Source organism: Duncaniella sp. B8 (assembly GCF_005304985.1).
In the GTDB taxonomy this organism is placed as follows: domain Bacteria; phylum Bacteroidota; class Bacteroidia; order Bacteroidales; family Muribaculaceae; genus Duncaniella; species Duncaniella muris.
The window spans coordinates 2,275,164-2,294,178 of sequence record NZ_CP040121.1 but is presented as its reverse complement, the minus strand read 5'-3'; the positions used below and the strand labels follow the sequence as shown (position 1 = coordinate 2,294,178).

Here is a 19,015-nt window from a genome sequence, read left to right as displayed (position 1 = left end):
TATCGGGTTGTGAAACCAGGTTCTGAGGCTCTCATAAATAAATAGTTGAAACGTGAGGGGAGGAGTTAAGGCAGTTGTCTTAACTCCTCCTTTGTCATATACAGCCTGAGGCGTCAGACTGTGATTCCTGAAAGCGGCTTTATGCAATTCCAGTCAAAGGCTTCAATAAGATCGTCCGGACGGCAGGCCTGGGGCTGCGGGAGCAATCCGGCAAGCCACGCAAGGTGCCCCACAAGTCGCTCCGGACTATAAGCCTCGCGCAGCCGATCCATGCTCAGCGAGCTGTCGCGCTTCGACAAGCGCTGTCCGTCCTGATTGCAGAGCAACGGAAGGTGGGCATAGGAGGGCGACTGCAATCCGAGCAGTCTGTAGAGATAAATCTGTTGGGCGGCGGACAGCAAGAGGTCATTCCCGCGCACAACCTCGGTCACACCCATCAGCGCGTCATCGACCACTACCGCCAGCTGATAGGCCCAGGCCCCATCGGCCCGACGCAACACAAAATCGCCGCATTCGGCAGCCAAAGAAACTCTCTGCTGGCCATAGACGCGATCGGAGAAACAGATTTCATCTTCCGGCACATAGAGTCTGACAGCATGACGGGCCGTGACATTTTCAGCAGGCAAAACACATGGCAGTGTGGCCGGACGGCATCTGCCTCCATAGATCACACGCCCGTCAGACTGGTGTGGAGCCTGGGTGGCCATTATATCGGCACGGGTGCAGACACATGGATAGGTATAGCCGGTCGACTCCAGCCGTCTGAGATAAGTCTCATAGATTTCTCCGCGGAGGCTCTGCCTGTAAGGAGCCGCATCGCCCCTGCCAGCCAGACCTCCCTCGTCCCATTCAAGGCCCAGCCAGAGAAGGTCGTCTTCAATCTGCCGCGCATATTCTTCTCTGGAGCGCTGTGGGTCAAGATCTTCTATCCGAAGAATCCACCGCCCTCCGGCTTTCCTGACTGAAAGCCATGAAAGCAGAGCCGTGAACACGTTGCCGAGGTGCATGCGTCCGGTAGGCGATGGCGCGAAACGTCCGGCAGGAGTCTTCGTAGCGGCTGAAATTCCGGTATCTGAGTCTTTAGAGGGCGTTTCATAACAATAGTTAAAATCTGAGCGAAAGATTTGAGATGGATATGGCTCTGAATTGAAGGAGCATAGCGAGCTATGTGACTGAGATGAAGAGCTATAGACGCTCAAAGCTTTCGGAGGCGATTGTATTGTCTTTTTGGAAATAGTATATTCCATTTGTGAAAATTTTTAAGTTACCTGATCCTTGGTGTATCTTTTGCTAAATTGTTGAAGCTCGTCAGTCGCATAGCTCGCTATGCTTCTTCCTCCCCTGCAACAATTTATCTAAAAGATACACCACTCAGATTTTAACTCTTGTTATGAAACACCCTCTTAATATCCATTGCAAGTTCTATTTGAGCACAAAGATACACAAGATTCAGTGATTTTTTCGAAAAATATCATTCCGCGTATGCAAGATTCAGCAGAAAGCGGATTTATAGATATAGACAATACCAACAAACCAATCAATATAAATTATGAAGAAAGCAAAACATCTGCTGCCCCTCGCCCTGCTTCTGGCCTCAGCGCCTATGATGCAGTCGTGTCTTGATGATGATGACAACAACAGCTACGTTATCTGCCCGTCGAGCCCCAAAGCCCTCGTGACAGTCTGCCCGACTGCAAACGGAGGATTTACAATGGTGCTTGACGACAAGACCACCCTCGTTCCATCGAACATGGATAAGTCGCCTTTCGGCAATAAGGAAGTCCGCGCACTTGTCTGCTACACCCCCGACAAATCATTTTATGACGGAACCGGCGTCACAGTCAACCGCATCGACAGCATCCGTACCAAGCTGCCCGCCATAGACCTCGGCGACAAGAACGATGAGACTTATGGGAATGACCCTATCGAGATAGTTAAGGACTGGGTGACTGTGGCTGAAGACGGCTATCTGACCCTGCGTGTCCGCACAATCTGGGGCCCCGGACACACTCCACACCATCTCAACCTGCTCACCGGTTCAAATCCCGACGATCCGTTTGAAGTCGAGCTCCGGCATGATGCCAAAGGCGACACCAAAGGCTATTTCGGCGATGCTCTTATCGCGTTCAACCTCAACAGCCTGTCGGCCACAAGCGATAAGCCTGTCAAGATCAAACTCCGCTGGAATTCGTTTTCAGGAATGAAGACCGCCGAATTCGATCTCGCCCTACGCCCGAAAATATTCGATGACGATCTGTCAGACCTTGTTTCCGCCTCTGTTCTCAGATAAGAGAACCGAAAGCAAGAATCTGCCCATTCCTCACGTTATATTTTTACACAGAGCTAATTCGGCAGTCAATTAGCGCACATTTTTTCATATAGCGGTTTTGAACACAGCTGACAACGAACACGACCTGTTGCAGCTCATCGGCAACAACGAGCCTGCGGCTTTGAGACTGATGTATTCAAGATATATCAGACATCTCACAGCCGTATGCTCCCGCTATATCCGGAATGATGAGGACGCGAAAGATGTGTTGCAGGAAAGTTTTCTTAAAATATTCGGGTCGATTGACAGATTTGTCTACAAAGGTGAAGGCTCGCTGAAAGCGTGGGTGACAAAGATTCTTGTCAATGAGGCGCTGAAATTCATCAGCCGGTCCGGGCGCCTTGATTTCAGCCCCATTTCAGAGGAGAATGCCGACATCGGTGATGATCAGCCGGAAACCGCCGACATCCCTGCGGCAATAATCCATGACTTCATACGCCAGCTGCCCGACGGCTACCGGATAGTGTTCAACCTCTATGCCATTGAGGGGAAAAGCCATCGGGAAATCGCTTCGATGCTTGGCATCAGGGAAAGCACTTCGGCCTCGCAACTCCACAGAGCCAAAGCACTGCTCGCATCAAAAATCAGAGAATACATCAACAGACGGTCTTCATGAACAACGACAACTGGTTAGACGACATACGCAACAAGATGACGGATTTCGAACTGGACGAGCCGTCAGGACTCTGGGAACGGATCGAAACGCACCGTGCCGACCGTCAGCAGATCACCCCGATAAACCGCAACGGTCACCGACGCGGCGCTGTGCTGTCATGGCTTGTGGCCGCCACTCTGCTCACCGCCATAATGCTCTCAGGCCTGCATTTCTTTAAGCCTGAAAGCAAGGTAGACATGACCGCGGCCCGACTCGCAAAAGATGTTTCCGACAACACCCTCATCAGTCCCGTCAATTCAGAGCAGAATCTTGCACAGACCTTGCCCCAAAGCATCGGCAACCGAATCAGCCGGGCCAATGCCCTGACAGCAGCCGTCTGTCAAGCATCACAGTCTTCATCCGCCGCACAGCTGACTGATGACGAACCGGCCAATCAGAATCCGGCCGGGAAAGACAATGAAAACGCTGAGAATTCAGAGACATCGCCGTCAGCAGACAATGCATGCAACCGGATAAATACGGAATATGCGGAATCAACAGTCTCTGCCTCAGACAGCCATAATGTTCGGGAAAGGGTCTCCGTAGGCATATTCACCTCAGGCTCGATCGGTAACGGAATGTCAGGACCGTCAAACAACAGCGGCAATAAATCACTTAGCGGTCTTATGTCAGACCCTACCAAGAATCCTGATGACGGGCCCGTAGTGCAATCACAAGCACCCGAATCCGGCAGTTCGAATACACGCAATTCCAAAATGCAGCACCACCAGCCGATCCGTGTCGGGCTGACCGTAGCCTACCCTATTTCTACACGCCTGAGTCTGGAAAGCGGCCTGACATACTCAAGGCTCCGCTCTGATGTGGACGCTACAGAGGCAAACATCAGTTTCTCCGGCGAACAGACTCTTCACTACATTGGCATTCCGTTGAATCTGAAGTGCCGCCTCGCATCAGTGAATCGGCTTGAATTCTACGCCTCGGCTGGCATACTTGCCGAAAAATGCGTTGTCGGCAAACTCTCCGGCCATAAATTTATCAACGACCAGGCTGGAGCTGAAGAAAACACCGATATCCACGAAAAAAGGCTGCAATGGTCACTCAACGCGGCAGCCGGAGCACAGCTGTCAATAACTCCTGATCTCGGCATCTTCATAGAGCCCGGCATAAGCTATTATCCCGACAACGGCTCCGACATCTCTTCGATCTACAAAGACCGTCCTTTGAATTTCAATCTGAATCTCGGTCTAAGACTCACCCTTGGAAAATAGCAGCCTCTCCCGAAAGCAAATCCTCAAGAAGCCGGGAAGACGGGTGCCGGATGGCAGCTCCCCCGAAAGAGTGTGATAATGCGGAGACAGCTCATCCAGGGCGGTAAACCGGAATACGCTATTCCAAAATATTTCACACTCGGATCGTTTTTAACGTTTCAACCTGGCTTTACAGCTGATCCTTTATTGATCCTTTATAAGCAGAAGAGGCTGTCGTTCTCGACAGCCTCTCTGTAAAAAATGTGATAAATTCGGGTCAAGCCGAAAGCACGGTGCATGAATTTTGAGAAAAGTGTTAAATTTGTGGCATGAAAACCGCAGATGCAATATGGATGTGCCTGCCCGAGGGCATGGACGAACTATTTGAAATGGTGCGCTTCGAGCGCACGGAACAGTCCTATGACATATGGCTTGACGAAAAGAAGAAACTGTCTGATGAAGACTATCGTAATCCAAATATCGTAGCGCGAGGCTATACGGATTATGTAACAATACAGGACTATCCGATGCGTGGACGGCCTGTATTTCTTCACATGCGCAAGAACAAGTGGTGGGACAGGCAGACCAACGAAATCTTCAGCTACAATCTCGAACTTCCCAACGAGGAAGGAACACGACTCAGCGCCGAGTTCGTGGCTTTTTTAAAAGACGAAGGTGGAGACGACAGCCCTGTCGATTAAACAGATAGCGCAGATGTACTGCGTCAACGGCAAACATTTTGCCGACTTGTACCGCAATAAGATAAGCGGTTACGCCGACTGGTGCGAACAGGAGCTTGGCTGTGGGTTCTATTTCAACGCCGATAATATCGGCCCTTACATGAGTCTTGATGAGACGTGTCTGAGCAACGGGGAGGTATGGACGTTCCTGACCAACAAGGACGGCCACGGAGGCAAGGGAACACTTGCGGCAGCCATTCCCGGAACAAAGAGTGACGAAATTATATCCATACTCATCGGAGCTATGGAGAAATCAATCAGACGCAGGGTCAAGGAAGTGACCTGCGATCTCTCGCCATCAATGATGCTCATAGCCGCAGAAGTGTTCTATAACGCCCATGTAGTCAACGACCGTTTTCATGTCCAACAGGTCTATAATGAGGCCGTTGACGAAATCCGCATTGACATTCGCCGACAGCTCATCGCAGAGGAAAACAACCGCAACAAGTCCGAACCGCCGGTAACGTACTCCAACGGAGAGACCATGCGCCAGATACTGGCTCGCAGCAAACACACTCTGATGATGTCGCAGAACAAATGGACTGACATACAGCGCCATCGTGTCAACATACTGTTCAAATACTATCCAATATTGAAGGCTGCATACAGCCTTGCGATGGAGCTGCGCAAGATTTTCAACGCTAAAATCTCACCGACAAAAGCCATGGGGAGGATGAACAAGTGGTATGAAAAGGTAATGGCATTGGGTAACAACAACTTCCGCTCGGTAATCAAAACATTCAAGAACCACGCCCCAACAATCCTGAACTATTTCCGTCGTCGTGCGACCAATGCCTCTGCCGAGGCATTCAACTCTAAAGTCAAAATATTTCGCTCACAAATGCGTGGTGTCCGGGACCGCGACTTCTTCATCTTCCGATTAGTCAAACTCTACGCCTAAAAATTTAACACTTCTAATTGCCCAATTTAACATATGCACCGTGCTTTCGGCTTGAGCCATAAATTCTTGGTTTTGTCTACTAAAAAACTATTTTGCAACCGTAAATTTTCGTGCTTCGGTATTGATTTTATATCTTTGAGGCTTCAAGCTTTAGTGAGAGAATGAAGCTCTGTTTGTTTCACGATACAAAGTTAAGATAGCCATATTACAATCCTGTTACAATCACAACACAATTTTGTTACATCATCGAATTTAACCTTTATTTTATAAATTTAATTCGGATTTTCACATACTCGCAATAAAATCTCGTCACCATCTGTCACGATTAGAACAGCCTGCAATGCAACAAGTGAGAGCATCAAACCAAAGTCACGCTCAAAATGTTTGGGTAGATGAGAGAAATTTGGTAATTTCGCAGTCTGATTGTGACGGCTTTTGCTGTCTGAAAAGACAGTCCGGATTTCCGTCAAGAAAACCATCTGACAATTTTTACTGAGATGAGCAAAAAACTACTTGAAGTCCGCAATCTCCACGCCAAGGTGGAGGACAAAGAGATATTACGTGGTCTTAACCTTACGGTAAACGAAGGTGAAGTACATGCCATAATGGGGCCTAACGGCTCCGGCAAAAGCACCATGTCAGGTGTGCTGGCAGGTAACCCTGCCTATACTGTCACCGAAGGCGAGGCTTATCTGCATGGAGTCAATCTGCTGGAGCTTTCGCCCGAAGACCGCAGCCATGAAGGCTTGTTTCTGTCTTTCCAGTATCCGGTAGAAATCCCCGGAGTCTCAATGGTCAACTTCATGCGCGCGGCAGTCAATGCCAAACGCAAATATCTCAATGACGCTCCCCTCTCGGCCAGTGACTTCCTGAAGATGATGCGCCAGAAACGCGCCATAGTTGAGCTTGACAACAAACTGGCTTCACGCTCTGTCAACGAAGGCTTCTCAGGCGGCGAGAAAAAGCGCAACGAGATCTTCCAGATGGCCGTGCTCGAACCACGTCTGGCAATCCTTGACGAAACAGACTCAGGCCTTGACATCGACGCCCTGCGCATCGTGGCCGGAGGCGTTAACAAGCTCAAGACCGACAAGAACGCGACCATCGTAATCACCCACTACCAGCGTCTGCTCGACTATATCAAGCCTGATTTCGTACACATTCTTTATAAAGGGCGCATCGTCAAGACCGGCGGTCCTGAACTGGCTCTCGAACTTGAAGAAAAGGGCTACGACTGGATTAAAGAGGAGAACGACATATGAGCAATTCCCTCACCCAATACATCAGTCTGTTTGAAGAAAACAGAGATCTGATCTGCGGCAACTCGGCGCCGGCGCTTAACGCTCCGCGCAGCGAGGCTCTCGACATAGTCAGATCATCACGCCTCCCCGACAAGAATACCGAGGGGTTTGAAAAGACTTCAATAGAAGAGATGTTTGCCCCCGACTATGGCGTGAACATCTCGCGTGTCAACATTCCGGTCGATGTGGCGGCCAGTTTTCGCTGCGATGTCCCCTCGCTCTCTACTCTGCTTGCTTTCGTCATAAACGATTCGTTTCATCCAACATCGAAGCTCGAATCAAAGCTGCCGGAGGGAGTAATCTTCGGATCTCTCAAACGCATCGCTGAGGAAAAACCATCACTGATAGAGAAATATTACAACACTGTGGCTCCGGCAGAGAATCCGTCTGTTGCACTCAACACCCTCCTCGCCCAGGACGGAGTGATGATCTACGTGCCCAAAGGGGTGCGCGTCGAACGGCCTCTGCAGCTGGTCAACGTGTTCTCTTCGCCGGTTCCCCTCGCCGCATTCCGCCGCATACTCATAGTATTGGAAGAAGGTGCCGAACTGCAGCTGCTTGTCTGCGACCACACCCAGAACCGCGACAAATCATATCTTGCAGCCCAGGTTTCGGAAGTGATTCTCGGCGAAGGTTCGCGTCTTGAAGTTTGTTCCATCGAGGAATCGTCAGAAAAGACATCACGCTACTCCCGCCTCTTCGTACGTCAGGAAAGCGGATCGCATTTCTCGTTCAACTCCACTACCCTCACCTGCGGCACCACCAGAAACGACTTTTCGGTCTCGCTGCTCGGCGAACACTGCGAGACTATGCTGGCCGGCATGGTGATCGGCTCAGGAAAGATGCACGTCGACAACGATTCCGACATCCGCCACATGGCCCCGCGCTGCCACAGCAACCAGCTGTTCAAATATGTCCTCGACGAAGAATCAAAAGGCGCATTCGAAGGCAGCATTTTCGTTGCCCCAGGAGCCCGATTCACCGAAGCTTATCAGAGCAACCGCAACATTCTGGCATCGACCACAGCCAAAATGCACTGCAAACCGCAGCTTGAGATCTACAATGATGATGTGAAGTGCTCTCACGGCGCTACTACAGGCCAGCTCGACACTGATGCGCTTTTCTACATGCGCTCACGCGGCATTCCCGAAAGCGAAGCCCGGACCATGCTCATGCAGGCATTCATGGTCGATGTCATCGACACAGTCCATATCAGCGGACTGCGCGAACGTCTGCTCCATCTTGTAGACCGCCGTTTTTCCGGAACACTCGGCGACTGCGCCGGCTGCCGGTCGAAAGAATGCTGATCAGCAGCCGCTGACAGCTCCGACTCAATTTCCTCTTACGAAATACACCCCACACTCCAACCATAACTGCAACCTCTATGCTTGACATTGAAAAGATACGTGCCGACTATCCGATTCTCGACCGCAAGATCTACGGCCGTCCGCTTGTCTATTTAGACAATACCGCCACTTCACAGACTCCTGACGAAGTGGTGAAGTCTGTTCTGTCAGGCTATACGCAGACCAAGGCCAACGTTCACCGCGGAGTGCACACTCTCTCGATGGAAGCCACCGAGCTTCAGGAGGCAGCCCGCCGCAAAGTCATGGAGTTTATCAACGCACCTTCTGCCGAAGAGATTATCTTCACCCGCGGAACCACTGAGGCCATCAATCTCGTGGCGGCTTCTTACGGAGGCGCCTTTTTCAAAGACGGCGATGAGATAATACTCTCCGTGATGGAACACCACTCCAACATTGTGCCCTGGCAGTTGCTACAGAGAAGAACAGATCTGAAAATCCGTGTCATCCCCGCCAAGGCTGACGGATCGCTTGACATGGATATCTATAGGTCGCTCTTCAACGAGCGCACCCGTTTCGTCAGTGTCTGCCATGCGTCAAACGTGCTCGGCACTGTCAACCCGATAAAAGAGATTGTGGCCGAGGCCCACAGCCACGGAGTTCCGGTGCTGATTGACGGCGCTCAGGCGGCACCCCACATGAAAATTGACGTTCAGGATCTTGATGCCGACTTCTACGCATTCTCGGCCCACAAGATGTATGGCCCGGCCGGAGTCGGAGTGCTTTTCGGCAGACGCGAGCTGCTTGAGAAAATGCCACCCTATCAGGGCGGCGGCGAGATGATCGAGAGCGTAAGCTTCGAGAAGACCACTTTTGCAGAACTGCCCTACAAGTTTGAAGCCGGGACTCCTGACTTCATCGGCATTGCCGCGCTTCACAAGGCTATCGACTACATGGAAAGCATAGGTATCGAAGCTATTGCCGCGCATGAGCACGAACTGCTCGAATATACCACCCGCCGCATGACGGAAGAGATCCCCGGCATACGGATCTTCGGCACCGCCCCCGGCAAGTGTGCTATCATTTCTTTTCTCGTAGGCAACGAGCACCACTACGACATGGGGATGCTGCTTGACAAGCTCGGCATAGCAGTGCGCACCGGCCATCACTGCGCCCAGCCGCTGATGACGGCTCTCGGCATCGAAGGCACCGTACGTGCATCGTTTGCCGTCTACAATACAATAGAGGAGTGTGACCGCTTCCTTGCGGCCCTCAGCCGTGTCAGCGAAATGCTGCGGTAAAGAGCGAACCGAAAGAAAAAACTATAAGGCAAAAAGCACTCTGGCAAACAACCATGTCAGCCTATGGAAAAGGCGGTTGTGCCAATAGATCAATCTCAGCCGCCATGCTGACGGGTTTCCGTCAAGCACCTGCGCCTTTAGCATCTCAGCCAGGTCAGGCCTGCCTTCACAGAAATATTGCGCCGCAAGGATCATACGCCTGCAGTCGAGCCATTTAATCAGATCAGACCGGCCGGAAGTAATGAAATACCGTTCCATGCAGTCAAGCGTTTTTTCCCATTGCCCGGCTTTTGAGCTGAAAGAAACTCCGGTGATCGAATCGGCTTGCTGATGGACTATTACCGAGGGTTTTCCCGGCAAATGAAAGATACGATCTGAGGCAAGCAGCAGGCGTGCGCCGAGTTCAAAATCATTCCACACGAAAAGATCTTCATTCCACCCGCCCACACGTCGGACAAGCGATGTGCGGACCACAACGCGCTGTGTCGACATACAGCCTCTGAAAAGATGATTGAAAACAGGGCTGCGGGATGTAAAATAAGCCTCATGCCTCTGTCCGGCGATATTGACAAGCGAAGCTGTACGCCCGAAGATATCAATGTCTGGATGCCGGGAGATCGCTTTGCTAAAATCAGCCACATGTGATGGTGACATTTCATCATCAGAGTCGAAAAACATCACGAATTCCGTCTCTACGTCCTCCAGCCCGCGGTTACGCGCCGCGCAGGCTCCAAGCCGGGACTCCTCGCATATCACACACTCAAAGCCATGCTCCCGGCGACTCCATTCACAGACAATCTCAAGAGAATCGTCAGTCGAGCCATTGTCAACCACAATGACTCTTTCTGGCTTCACATTCTGGGCATCAATCGAGCGCAAGGTCCGCACTATGGTATGGGCGCGGTTATAGATCGGAATGACTATTGTTATATGTGACATGACACACAGTCCTCTTTGGATATAAAAGTTTTCAGGAATCAAGAAACTGGCAATTTTTGCAATAACCGGGCGCTTTCCCTCTCGCCACTGCCGGCGGAAACAGCCATTCCATCTTATATACGGATTATCCGAAAGATAGGGACAGAACCGGAATCCGGGCTGATCCTCATAAGGCAAAAGGATTCATTTCACAAATTTACACAATTTCAACAATATTATCCGATGCTATTTCACGAATTTGCACTAAATTTGTCAGCTCTGACACCAAGAGGCTGTTTAAAAACAACCTCTAATGATAATCCACACATACAAGAAAACAACATCCATATGGAAACAGGCGATAAGATTCCCGAAGTACTCGGTCTTGACCAGGCCGGCAATGAAGTCAGAAGCTCGGATTTCGAAGGTAAAGCTCTGATCATTTATTTTTACCCGAAAGACAATACCCCCGGCTGCACGGCTGAGGCATGTTCGCTCAGAGATTTCAACAGCGAACTGGAGACCAAAGGCTACACCACCATCGGCATCAGCAAGGATTCCGTAGCAAGCCACGCCAAGTTTGCCGACAAGTATTCACTGCCATTCATACTGCTTTCTGATCCGACCACTGAGGTAAACCAGTCATTCGGCGTATGGCAGAAAAAGAAAATGGCCGGACGCGAGTATATGGGCACCGTCCGAACAACTTTCGTGACCGACACAGACCACCGCATCACCCACATCATCACCAAGGTCGACACCAAAAAAGCCGGCGAACAGCTGTTGGAGCTCCTGGCAGATGCCGGACAGTGAGGCTATAACGACAGATGAAGTATCGGATAGGGCCTTCCGGCCTCATCGGTATCATCCCTGCTCTTGATTTTGAATCCGTTTGCTCTGTAGAAAGCGAGAGCAGACGGATTACACCGAGTCTGAAATTATTCAGGATTTCTTACAAATGGACGAAGAAGAATTCTATACTGTGGTTCAAATATGCGATGCCCTGAAGAAGACCGATGTAGATATTTCAGAATTATTACTGTCCGCTAAACCATAAAAGGGTGAGTCCAACTTCTTGAACAGCAGAAGTTGGGCTTACTTTTTGTATTTGACAAGCCCCCTCAGCAGTTTTCGGGATCTTCAGGAGGGGATTCCGAGGCCTCTGCGAGCATGATTTTCAAGTCAGCGTCGGGCTGATTTAGGAACTTTTCGAGATTCAGATAATACATCAGTACAATTCTGACGATTGTAGCCAGTCCAGAAAAGCTCCAACGCCTTTGCAAGGTGCTTTGTAAGACCGAGAGCAACAGATTAGCTATGAGCGTTACCCAAATCTGTATTTTTATGGCATTGGCACTTTCGCCATAGAAGTATCGCAAAGGGAAGTTCTGCTTTATCTGCTTGAAAAGCGACTCAATCTGCCATCGGCGACGGTAGATGGCCACGATTGTCTCCAGAGGCATGTCGAAGTCATTGGTGAGAAGCGATATAAGTTTTGGCTTCTTGCCTTTCTTAATGTCAACGTATGTGATTATTCTTGCAATGTGGTTGATGCCGTCTTTACGGAACACTACGACCTGTTCACGGTACTCCATCAGTCCCTGTGGATTCTGGTGCATACAGTCCACAAGTATTTCATAACTGAGGTTTTTCTTCATTTTGGTTACATATACCACCCCTCGATCCGTCAGTTCCTCGAATTTGGCATAGTTGATATATGCACGGTCAAGTGCTACTATCTCGTTGTGGCTGTAATGGCTCGGTGCAAGCATGAAGGAGTCATTGGTCGCTGCCGAAGTGAACTGCACGTCGCAGTGAACGCCCTCATTGGCATGTATGACCGAGTGTACCTTGATGCCGCCTTTCTTCTTTCCCGTCTTCGGATGACGGCCAACACCCTTGAAAATAGCATTGGAGAACAACGTGATTGTAGTGGAATCGATGATTCTAAGCCGTCTTATCCACTCTTCCGTGCCATTGCGTCGGCTGTCCGAGGAAAGAATGTCTTTATTGGCTGCATACAAGTCGCGGTATACATCTTCAAAGAACTTCTCTGAACGTCTGGCATTTGCATCCGACAAGGTGCTCCGCCTGGGCACAGTGTCAATGCCTACATGATGGAGTTTGCGTACCTCGGCTGTCATAGAAGTCTCTATCTCACGCAATGAATCGAAGCGCTGTATGACAGCATATAGCATCGTAAGCAAATGCGTATAGCCGTCAAAGCTCTTGACATACTTCTCTCCGCCGTGTTTTCGGCTGATTTCAACTATTTTTTCACGATCAAGTGATTTTATCAGCTGACCATATGTCGGCTGTCCGAAGAAATTACTACTTTTACTCATGGTTATTTAAGATAGTTTGGCGACATCAAAATAACCATTTAGGGCTGACTCCTGCAATAGGTGCCAGCCCTAATTTTTCAATCGCTCAAAAAAAGTTTAGCGGACAGTAATATTTCAGAATAAACAAATTTTGACAGCATAAAATCAAAAAAATGCCGGCCTGAACTGAATCAGACCGGCATTGATTTTATTTGTATGCTGTCAAGCTACACCATTAAGCCTGGGGCATTTTGGTGCGCTTGCCGTAGCCATACTGAGCAGCGTCGCCGAGTTCTTCCTGAATACGGAGGAGCTGGTTGTACTTGGCCATACGGTCAGAACGGCTTGCAGAACCGGTCTTGATCTGTCCGGCGTTGGTAGCAACTGCGATGTCAGCGATAGTGGCATCTTCAGTTTCACCTGAACGGTGAGAGATAACTGCGGTGTAGCCGTTGCGCTGTGCGAGTTCTACGGCGCGGAGGGTTTCGGTGAGTGAACCGATCTGGTTAACCTTCACGAGGATAGAGTTAGCGCAGCCGAGTTCGATACCCTTTTCGAGATACTTGACGTTGGTAACGAAGAGGTCGTCGCCTACGAGCTGGCAACGGTCGCCGATAAGATCGGTGAGGATCTTCCAGCCTTCCCAGTCGCCTTCTGCCATACCGTCTTCGATTGAGTCGATAGGATATTTCTCAACGAGGCCCTTGAGGTATTCAGCCTGCTGTGCTGAAGTATATTTGGGAGCGTCGGCACCCTGCTTCCAGGTGTAGTCGTAAACGCCGTCCTTGTAGAATTCAGAAGAAGCAACGTCGAGACCGATGGTCACGTCCTTGCCGGGAACATAGCCGGCAGTTTCGATAGCCTTGATGATAACGTTGAGAGCGTCTTCAGTTCCGTCGAGGGCGGGAGCGAAACCACCTTCGTCACCTACTGCGGTAGAGAGACCGCGGTCATGGAGAACTTTCTTGAGGCTGTGGAACACTTCAGTGCCCATGCGGATACCTTCCTTGAAGCAGCATGCGCCGATGGGGCGGATCATGAATTCCTGGAAGCAGATGGGAGCGTCAGAGTGAGCGCCACCGTTGATGATGTTCATCATGGGAACGGGGAGCACGTAGCTGTTGCAGCCACCGATATATTTGTAGAGGGGAAGGTCGAGATAATCGGCAGCAGCCTTAGCAACTGCGAGAGACACGCCGAGGATAGCGTTTGCGCCGAGATTTGACTTGGTGTCAGTGCCGTCGAGAGCGATCATAGCCTCGTCGATCTTGATCTGGTCAAGAGCGCTCATGCCGCGGAGTGCGTCAGCGATAGGACCGTTCACGTTGGCCACAGCCTTCTGAACGCCTTTGCCGAGGTAGCGGTTCTTGTCACCGTCACGGAGCTCAAGAGCTTCGTTTACGCCGGTAGATGCACCGGAGGGAACAGAAGCGCGGCCACGTGCGCCTGATTCGAGGATTACGTCTACTTCAACGGTAGGATTGCCACGTGAGTCAAGGACTTCACGACCGATAATTTTTTCAATTTTCATAGTCTATATAATAATTATAGTTGAGTTTTTTTACCTTATGCCTTTGGATGCGAACTGATGATAGTCTCCTGTAAAAATGCGCAGCAAATTTACAAAATATCAATGCGCTTTGCAATAAGTCAATGATTAAATTTTACTTTATTATCTTACTATTTATTCATTAAAACGCGCATCTGATCAGTATTCGTCCCAGCTCTTGATCTCGATTTCGTCGAGCGGATGGGTGGTGAACGCATCGATATAAGCCGAGGCAAGACGGGCGTTGGTCATCAGCGGAATGTTAAGGTCAATGGCCGCACGGCGGATCTTGTAGCCGTTGGTAAGCTCTGTGGTCGAGAAATTCTTCGGAATATTCACCACCATGTCAACCTTGTGGTCATGGAGCAGTTCGATGGCCTGGGGCTGCATGTCGGGCTGTGACGGCCAGTAGACACGGATAGCGGGTATGCCGTTGTCATTAAGATAGGCATGGGTGCCTCCGGTGGCATAAATTGTATAGCCGCGGTTGGCAAGCTCATGGGCTGCGTCGAGAAGATCGGCCTTCTGCTTGGCTGTGCCGGTAGACATGAGGACGGCCTTGGCTGGAATACGGTTGCCCACTGAGACCATAGCCTTGATCAGGGCTTCAGCAGAGTCGGTGCCGATACAGCCTACCTCGCCGGTAGAGGCCATGTCGACGCCAAGCACAGGGTCGGCTCCCTGCAGACGCGAGAAGCTGAACTGTGAGGCCTTGATGCCCACATAGTCAAGATCAAATGCGTTTTTAGAGGGTTTCTCCACGGGCAGGCCGAGCATCACGCGGGTGGCAAGGTCAATGAAGTTGATCTTCAGAACCTTTGAAACGAACGGGAAGCTTCGCGAAGCACGGAGGTTACATTCGATTACCTTAATATCATTGTTCTTTGCAAGGAACTGAATGTTGAACGGGCCTGAGATCTCAAGAGCCTTGGCTATCTGGCGCGAGATCTTGCGGATGCGGCGCATGGTCTCTACATAGAGTTTCTGCGGCGGGAACTGGATTGTTGCGTCGCCGGAATGCACGCCGGCATATTCGATGTGTTCGGAGATCGCATAGGCCACGATCTCGCCGTTCTGGGCCACGGCGTCCATCTCGATCTCTTTGGCTGATGAGATGAACTGCGAGACCACAACGGGATGCTGCTTTGAGACGTTGGCTGCCAGGCGCAGGAAGCGTGTGAGCTGTTCCTGATTGTGACAGACGTTCATCGCCGCACCTGAAAGCACGTAGCTCGGACGGACGAGCACCGGGAAGCCTACTTCATCAATGAATTCGTTGATGTCATCCATGCTTGTAAGCTCGCGCCAGCGCGGCTGGTCGATTCCGAGGCGGTCAAGCATGGCCGAGAACTTGTTGCGGTCTTCGGCATTGTCGATGCTGCGGGCTGTGGTGCCGAGTATGTTGATGTTCTGTGCGTCAAGACGAGTTGCGAGGTTGTTGGGGATCTGGCCGCCTACGGAAAGAATTGTGCCGTGGGGCTGTTCAAGATCCAGAATGTCCATCACACGCTCGAAAGTCAGTTCGTCGAAATAGAGACGGTCGCAGATGTCATAGTCAGTGGAGACTGTCTCAGGATTGTAGTTGATCATCACCGAGCGCCAGCCTTCTTTCTTGACAGTCAGAAGGGCGTTGACAGAGCACCAGTCAAATTCCACTGACGAACCGATGCGGTAGGCTCCGGAACCGAGCACTACTATCGAGCGGTGGTCGTGGAGATACTGGACGTCGTTTTCACGGCCGTTGTAGGTCAGATAGAGATAGTTGGTCTGAGCGGGATATTCAGCGGCAAGGGTGTCGATCTGCTTGACAACCGGGAGAATTCCGAGCTGCTTGCGGCGGTCACGCACCTGAAGGAGCGCTTTCTCAGGCTCTGTGAGGTTTTCCTGATAGATCTCACGTGCGATCTGGAAGTCACTGAAGCCCTGTTCCTTGGCCTGACGCAGCAGTGCTTCGGGTATTGCTTCGAGGTCATTGAACTCACGCAGCTCGCTTGCAGTGTTGATGATGTTCTGAAGTTTATAAAGGAACCACTTGTCGATTTTGGTCAGTTCGTGAATGCGGTCCACGGTGTAGCCTTTAAACAGAGCCTGGGCTATGGCGAAGATGCGCTTGTCAGTCGGTTCCTTGAGGGCATGTTCGAGTTCCGGAAGATCACGCTGGTTGTTGCCGACAAAGCCGTGCATACCCTGCCCGATCATTCGAAGGCCTTTCTGAATGACTTCCTCGAAGGTGCGGCCGATGGCCATAACCTCGCCTACTGACTTCATCGAAGAGCCGATCTCGCGGCGGACACCGTGGAACTTGCCGAGGTCCCAGCGGGGGATCTTGCAGACAATATAGTCAAGAGCCGGTTCGAAAAATGCGGAGGTCTCCTTGGTGACAGAGTTCTTAAGGTCAAAGAGTCCGTAACCGAGACCGAGTTTTGCGGCGACAAATGCCAGCGGATAACCGGTGGCTTTCGATGCGAGAGCCGACGAACGGCTCAGACGCGCGTTGACTTCAATGACACGGTAGTCCATTGAGGTCGGGTCAAACGCATACTGAACGTTACATTCGCCGACGATGCCTATATGGCGTATGATCTTGATGGCAAGCTTTCGCAGCCAGTGATAGTCTTCGTTTGAAAGTGTCTGCGAGGGTGCCACAACGATCGACTCTCCGGTGTGGATGCCCAGCGGGTCGAAGTTTTCCATGTTGCAGACAGTGATGCAGTTGTCAAAACGGTCGCGCACCACTTCATATTCCACTTCCTTCCAGCCTTTGAGCGACTTTTCCACAAGGACCTGCGGAGAGAATGCGAGGGCTTTCTCAACGAGAGCCACGAGTTCTTCCTCATTGTCACAGAAACCGCTGCCGAGGCCGCCGAGGGCATAGGCTGCACGGACAATCACAGGATAGCCGAGGGCCTCGGCAGCCACACGGGCATCGTGGATCGAGTTGACGGCCTCGCTCTTGATGGTCTTGACCTCAATCTCGTCAAGTTTCTTGACGAATAGCTCGCGGTCTTCCGTATCCATGATGGCCTGCACGGGTGTGCCGAGCACTTCCACACCATATTTTTCCAGAATGCCTGAGCGGTAAAGCTCCACACCGCAGTTGAGAGCGGTCTGACCGCCGAATGCGAGCAGAATGCCGTCAGGTTTTTCCTTACGGATCACCTTCTCTACAAAATAAGGGGTGACCGGAAGGAAGTAGATCTTGTCGGCAAAGCCGTCGGAAGTCTGGACGGTGGCGATATTCGGATTGATGAGGACAGTGGTGATCCCCTCTTCCTTCATGGCCTTGAGAGCCTGTGAACCCGAATAGTCGAATTCGCCGGCCTCGCCGATTTTCAACGCGCCGCTACCAAGCAGCAATACTTTCTTGATGTTTTCGTTACGCATGATGAAAAATAAATGAGGGGATGCTTAGAGCAGGTTGATGAATTCGTCAAACAGAAACTCTGTGTCTTTCGGTCCTGAACTTGCTTCCGGGTGGAACTGAGCCGAGAAGAATGGCTTGGTCTTGTGGCGGATGCCTTCATTGGTGCCGTCGTTCATGTTGATGAAGAGCGGTTCCCAGTCGGCGGGCAGAGTTTCGTTGTCGACAGCGAAACCGTGGTTCTGAGATGTGATGAAACATTGGTTCGAGCTGACGCGGCGCACCGGCTGGTTGTGACTGCGGTGGCCGTATTTCAGTTTATATATTTTAGCGCCTGCGGCTTTTGAGAGCAACTGGTTACCCATGCAGATGCCGCAGATCGGCTTGCCGATTTCCATAGCCTTGCGGATGAGGCCTACGGTTTCCTCTGCCATATCCGGATTGCCGGGACCGTTGGAGATGAAAAGGCCGTCATAAGGAATGGTTGTAAAATCGTAATTCCAGGGCACTCTGACCACTTTCACTCCTCGGCGTGTCAGACAGCGGATGATGTTGTGCTTGACACCGCAGTCAACCAGAACCACGGTCTTTTCACCAGCGCCGTGATATTCCACCTCACGGCAGCTGACCTTGCCTACAAGATTTTCACGGTTAGGGTCATAAAAATCGACATCGTCACATCCGTCAATCACAATCTTGCCGAGCATTGAGCCGTGTTCACGGAGATGCTTGGTCAGCTGACGGGTGTCGATGCCGTATATACCGGGAATTTTTTCCTCCTTAAGCCATTGAGCCAACGAACGGTCGGCCTGCCAGTGGGAATGATCATAGGAATAATCCTGGGCCACAATGGCGCGGCAATGGATATGATCACTTTCGTAATATTCACTGACGTCGTCTCTCTCCCGACGCGGGGGAACGCCGTAGTTACCGAGAATCGGATAAGTGGTCACGAGGATCTGTCCTTCGTAGGAGGGGTCGGTCAGACTCTCCGGATAACCGGTCATAGCGGTGTTAAACACAACTTCACCGGAGGTCGAAGCCTCATAGCCGAAGGATTTCCCCTCAAAGGTTGTGCCGTCTTCAAGAATCAGGACGGCGCGCTTAAACTGTCGCATGGGGTG

General features: G+C 51.0%; 15 protein-coding genes. 9 read left to right on the top strand and 6 right to left on the bottom strand.

Annotated elements, in window-relative coordinates; genetic code table 11:
* Positions 1–113: 113 nt before the first annotated feature.
* A complete protein-coding gene (gene gluQRS / locus FDZ78_RS09800) occupies positions 114–1,247 on the bottom strand; it encodes a tRNA glutamyl-Q(34) synthetase GluQRS (RefSeq protein ID WP_136408480.1) in 1,134 nt (377 codons plus the stop codon).
* Positions 1,248–1,549: 302 nt separating this feature from the next.
* Here gluQRS and FDZ78_RS09795 point away from each other — a divergent pair, with 302 nt between their 5' ends.
* The 8 genes from FDZ78_RS09795 (at position 1,550) to FDZ78_RS09760 (ending at position 9,739) form a co-directional block, all read left to right on the top strand.
* Positions 1,550–2,290, top strand: a complete 741-nt coding sequence (locus FDZ78_RS09795; protein ID WP_136408479.1) for a NigD-like protein — start codon at positions 1,550–1,552, stop codon at positions 2,288–2,290.
* A gap of 97 nt (positions 2,291–2,387) precedes the next feature.
* Positions 2,388–2,945, top strand: a complete 558-nt coding sequence (locus FDZ78_RS09790; protein WP_240740381.1) for an RNA polymerase sigma factor — start codon at positions 2,388–2,390, stop codon at positions 2,943–2,945.
* Complete coding sequence (locus tag FDZ78_RS09785; protein WP_136408478.1) at positions 2,942–4,213, top strand: outer membrane beta-barrel protein; 1,272 nt, start codon at positions 2,942–2,944, stop codon at positions 4,211–4,213. The genes FDZ78_RS09790 and FDZ78_RS09785 overlap by 4 nt, the downstream gene beginning before the upstream one ends.
* 308 nt (positions 4,214–4,521) lie before the next feature.
* Positions 4,522–4,893, top strand: a complete 372-nt coding sequence (locus FDZ78_RS09780) for a transposase family protein (protein WP_107037111.1) — start codon at positions 4,522–4,524, stop codon at positions 4,891–4,893.
* On the top strand, positions 4,868–5,833 hold the full coding sequence (locus FDZ78_RS09775) for a transposase (protein WP_240740261.1): 966 nt from the start codon (positions 4,868–4,870) through the stop codon (positions 5,831–5,833). Before FDZ78_RS09780 ends, FDZ78_RS09775 begins: the two co-directional genes overlap by 26 nt.
* Positions 5,834–6,330: 497 nt before the next feature.
* On the top strand, positions 6,331–7,095 hold the full coding sequence (gene sufC / locus FDZ78_RS09770; protein ID WP_123399375.1) for a Fe-S cluster assembly ATPase SufC: 765 nt from the start codon (positions 6,331–6,333) through the stop codon (positions 7,093–7,095).
* Entirely contained in the window at positions 7,092–8,441 is a 1,350-nt protein-coding gene (sufD, locus tag FDZ78_RS09765; RefSeq protein ID WP_123399373.1) for a Fe-S cluster assembly protein SufD, read from the top strand. The genes sufC and sufD overlap by 4 nt, the downstream gene beginning before the upstream one ends.
* A 77-nt stretch (positions 8,442–8,518) precedes the next feature.
* Complete coding sequence (locus tag FDZ78_RS09760; RefSeq protein WP_123399371.1) at positions 8,519–9,739, top strand: aminotransferase class V-fold PLP-dependent enzyme; 1,221 nt, start codon at positions 8,519–8,521, stop codon at positions 9,737–9,739.
* A 21-nt stretch (positions 9,740–9,760) separates the two neighbouring features.
* On the opposite strand, the gene FDZ78_RS09755 is transcribed toward FDZ78_RS09760, so the two are convergent.
* Complete coding sequence (locus FDZ78_RS09755) at positions 9,761–10,678, bottom strand: glycosyltransferase family A protein (RefSeq protein ID WP_136408477.1); 918 nt, start codon at positions 10,676–10,678, stop codon at positions 9,761–9,763.
* A 321-nt stretch (positions 10,679–10,999) separates the two neighbouring features.
* Here FDZ78_RS09755 and bcp point away from each other — a divergent pair, with 321 nt between their 5' ends.
* Positions 11,000–11,470, top strand: coding sequence for a thioredoxin-dependent thiol peroxidase (gene bcp, locus FDZ78_RS09750; RefSeq protein WP_136409171.1), 471 nt, complete (start codon positions 11,000–11,002; stop codon positions 11,468–11,470).
* A gap of 308 nt (positions 11,471–11,778) precedes the next feature.
* Here bcp and FDZ78_RS09745 read toward each other — a convergent pair whose 3' ends face one another.
* The 4 genes from FDZ78_RS09745 to carA form a co-directional block, all read right to left on the bottom strand.
* Positions 11,779–13,002 carry an IS4 family transposase gene (locus tag FDZ78_RS09745; RefSeq protein WP_124076696.1) on the bottom strand — a complete coding sequence of 408 codons (1,224 nt, stop codon included), beginning with the start codon at positions 13,000–13,002 and terminating at the stop codon, positions 11,779–11,781.
* A gap of 214 nt (positions 13,003–13,216) precedes the next feature.
* Positions 13,217–14,512: a phosphopyruvate hydratase gene (eno, locus tag FDZ78_RS09740; RefSeq protein WP_123399365.1), complete on the bottom strand. Its 1,296-nt coding sequence runs from the start codon at positions 14,510–14,512 to the stop codon at positions 13,217–13,219.
* Between the two features lie 177 nt (positions 14,513–14,689).
* A complete protein-coding gene (gene carB / locus FDZ78_RS09735) occupies positions 14,690–17,914 on the bottom strand; it encodes a carbamoyl-phosphate synthase (glutamine-hydrolyzing) large subunit (protein ID WP_107032306.1) in 3,225 nt (1,074 codons plus the stop codon).
* Between the two features lie 24 nt (positions 17,915–17,938).
* Positions 17,939–19,009, bottom strand: coding sequence for a glutamine-hydrolyzing carbamoyl-phosphate synthase small subunit (gene carA / locus FDZ78_RS09730; RefSeq protein ID WP_123399363.1), 1,071 nt, complete (start codon positions 19,007–19,009; stop codon positions 17,939–17,941).
* Positions 19,010–19,015 lie beyond the last annotated feature (6 nt).